At 74.3% G+C, this 2865-nt stretch carries 4 protein-coding genes; 2 read left to right on the top strand and 2 right to left on the bottom strand.

All coding sequences use genetic code 11. The features are described 5' to 3' along the window. Positions 1–703, bottom strand: a 703-nt coding sequence (gene tmk / locus AC2W7A_RS11210) for a dTMP kinase (RefSeq protein WP_485991420.1), incomplete at its 3' end; no start/stop codon positions are given. Positions 704–786: 83 nt separating this feature from the next. On the opposite strand from tmk, the gene AC2W7A_RS11205 reads away from it, so the two are divergent. After that, positions 787–1110 (top strand): DUF2516 family protein, encoded by a 324-nt coding sequence (locus tag AC2W7A_RS11205; protein ID WP_485991419.1) that lies wholly within the window; start codon positions 787–789, stop codon positions 1108–1110. Positions 1111–1162: 52 nt separating this feature from the next. Here the strand turns inward: AC2W7A_RS11205 and AC2W7A_RS11200 are convergent, their stop codons facing one another. Then, on the bottom strand, positions 1163–2026 hold the full coding sequence (locus AC2W7A_RS11200) for a class I SAM-dependent methyltransferase (protein WP_485991418.1): 864 nt from the start codon (positions 2024–2026) through the stop codon (positions 1163–1165). Between the two features lie 62 nt (positions 2027–2088). On the opposite strand from AC2W7A_RS11200, the gene AC2W7A_RS11195 reads away from it, so the two are divergent. Further along, on the top strand, positions 2089–2865 hold a 777-nt coding region (locus AC2W7A_RS11195; protein WP_485991417.1), incomplete at its 3' end, for a phosphoglyceromutase.

Genomic DNA, 2865 nt, shown 5'->3' with positions numbered 1-2865 from the left:
CTGCGGCGCGGTCGCTGGCACCGTCCGGGGCGCAGGGCCCCGGCCCGCGGCGATCTGCCGCAGGCGGGCCCGGATCTCGGCGGTCCGCTGCTCGATGGGGGTGGTCGCGTCCAGCACCAGGTACCGCTCGGGGGGCGGCGGCGGCCTGCTCCAGGAAGGCGCCGCGCAGCTGCTCGTGGGCGTGGGCGGTCGTCCGTGCTCGAGCCGGTCCGGTCCGGTCGCCGCCGGCCGTCTCGGCGGGCGGTGTGCGCCGGGCGGCGGCGGTCTTCGCGTCCAGGTCCAGCACCACGGTGAGGTCCGGGAGCGTGCCGTCCACGGCCCACCGGTTCAGCTCGGCGATCCGCTCCGCCCCGAGCCCACGGCCCACGCCCTGGTAGGCCACCGAGGAGTCGATGAAGCGGTCCGTCACCACGGTCGTCCCGGCCGCGAGGGCCGGGCGGATGCAGCGGTGCACGTGGGCGGCGCGTGCGGCAGAGAACAGCAGCGCCTCGGTGCGCGGGTCGATCGGCGCGTGCTCCGGGTCCAGGACCAGGGAGCGCAGGCGCTCGCCGAGGTCCGTCCCGCCGGGCTCGCGGGTCAGGTGGACCGGGTGTCCGGCCTCCGCCCAGGCGGCCGCGAAGGCGCGGGCCTGGGTCGACTTGCCCGAGCCGTCGGGTCCCTCGAAGGCCACGAAGAGGCCGCGTGCGTCAGCTGGCTGTTCCACCCGTCCAGCCTATCGGCCCCGGTGCCCGGCACGCCCGGTCCGCTCCCGGCTGTGCGGGGAGGTGCGCGCGTAGACTGGCGGGCATGACCCATCCCTTCGTGTACGGCCTGATGTTCGAGTACTGGCTGATGTTCGCCCTCGGCATCGTCGCCCTCGCCCTGGAGGTCTGGGCCGTGGTGGACGCCGCCCGGCGTCGCCCGGAGGACTACCTCCGTGCGGGCATCCGGGAGAAGCGGTTCTGGCTGCTGCTCACCGGCGCCGCCGCCGTGGTGGGCGCCCTCGGGGTCTTCACGGGCATGGGCGGCCTCGGCATGTTCGGCATCATCGCCGTCTGCATCGCGGCGGTGTACCTGGCGGGTCCGCGCGAGCAGATGAACCTCTACAGCGGCGGTCGCGCCGGCTGGTGACCCCGGGCGCCGGACGGGCCCCGTCCGTGGTCGGCGCCTCCCCTTGGCCCCGTCAGTCCTCGGACGACGACGGCGCCACCGCCTCCCAGCGCACGCTCACCTCTCCGCGGCGCCACTGAGTCTGACGGCCCAGGATCGGCCAGCCGCGGTCCCGCAGCGTCCGGCACATCCCCATCCAGCGCTGACGCATGCCGTAGGGCGCCAGGGGGGAGTGGAGCGCCCAGGCCGCGTCAGCGGCGGCCAGGAACCCGTGCACCGGCTCGCCGGGCACGTTGCGGTGGATCAGCGCCTTCGGCAACCGCTCGGCGATCTCGGAGGGCCGCTCGACCTCCCCGAACCGGGCGGCCAGGGTGAGGGAGACCGGTCCCGTGGCGCGCAGGTCGACCCAGGCGGCGCGACGGCCGTTCTCCGAGCAGGTGCCCTCCACGAGCACGCCGCCCGGTGCCAGCGCGGCGGTGAGCAGCCGCCAGATCTCGGGGACGTCGTGCTCGTCGTACTGGCGCAGGACGTTGAAGGCCCGCACCACCTGCGGCGGACGCGGCGTGGGGACCTCGAAGCCGCCGACCGCCCAGGACAGTCCTGCCATGGGCGGGGCCGTGGCGCGGGCGTGCGCCACGCGGGCCGGGTCGATCTCGAGTCCGATCAGCTCCGCGTCCGGAGCCACGGTGCGGACACGCTGCAGCAGCTCCACGGCCGTGACGGGTTCGGCGCCGTAGCCGACGTCCGCCAGCAGCGGTCGCGGCACCGAGCGCAGCAGCGGGCCGTGCACGTCCAGCAGCCAGCGGTCCACGCGACGCATGCGCTGGGCGGCCGTGGTGCCGCGGGTGACGTGTCCCTGGGGGCGCGCAGGCCGGACGCCCCGGCGTGCGGCGGCGCCCTCGGGCTCCCGACGCAGCCGGCGTGCCTTCTCGACCATGCCTCCAGGGTAGGCGCCGACCAGCACGGGCCAGGGCCCCTGGATCGGCATAGACTGGCGGCATGGCGAACAACACCTACACGCTGGTCCTGCTCCGTCACGGCCAGAGCGACTGGAACGAGAAGAACCTGTTCACCGGCTGGGTCGATGTGCCGCTGACCCAGAAGGGCCGTGACGAGGCCGCGCGCGGCGGTGAGCTCCTCAAGGACGAGGGCCTGCTCCCGGACGTGCTGCACACCTCGCTGCTCAAGCGCGCGATCACCACCGCCAACCTGGCCCTCGAGTCCGCCGACCGCCAGTGGATCCCGGTCAAGCGCAGCTGGCGCCTCAACGAGCGCCACTACGGCGCCCTGCAGGGCAAGGACAAGGCCCAGGTGAAGGACGAGTTCGGCGAGGAGCAGTTCATGATCTGGCGCCGCTCCTTCGACACCCCGCCGCCGGTGCTGGACGACTCCTCCGAGTTCTCCCAGGCCGACGACGTCCGCTACGCGGACCTGGGGGACGAGGCCCCGCGCACCGAGGCCCTGAAGATGGTCATCGACCGTCTGCTGCCGTACTGGGAGGGCGAGATCGTCCCGGACCTGAAGGCCGGCAAGACGGTCCTGGTGGCCGCACACGGCAACTCGCTGCGTGCGCTGGTGAAGCACCTGGACGGCATCTCGGACGAGGACATCGCCGCCCTCAACATCCCCACCGGCATCCCGCTCGTCTACGAGCTGGACGAGGACCTGAAGCCGATCACCCCGGGCGGCCGCTACCTGGACCCCGGAGGCCGCCGCCGCCGGTGCCGCCGCGTCGCCGCCCAGGGGCGACGCCAAGCACTGAGCCGGACCGGCTCC

The sequence above is a fragment of the Micrococcus sp. LASM2_SD2 genome (assembly GCF_057364565.1).
The sequence above is the reverse complement of the archived record's forward strand: the minus strand, read 5'-3'. Positions and strand labels throughout refer to the sequence as shown.

Bases quoted from the DNA above. Each gene is read 5' to 3' on its own strand.
- AC2W7A_RS11205 (WP_485991419.1), top strand. From the start codon at position 787: ATGACCCATCCCTTCGTGTACGGCCTGATGTTCGAGTACTGGCTGATG.
- AC2W7A_RS11200 (WP_485991418.1), bottom strand. From the start codon at position 2,026: ATGGTCGAGAAGGCACGCCGGCTGCGTCGGGAGCCCGAGGGCGCCGCC.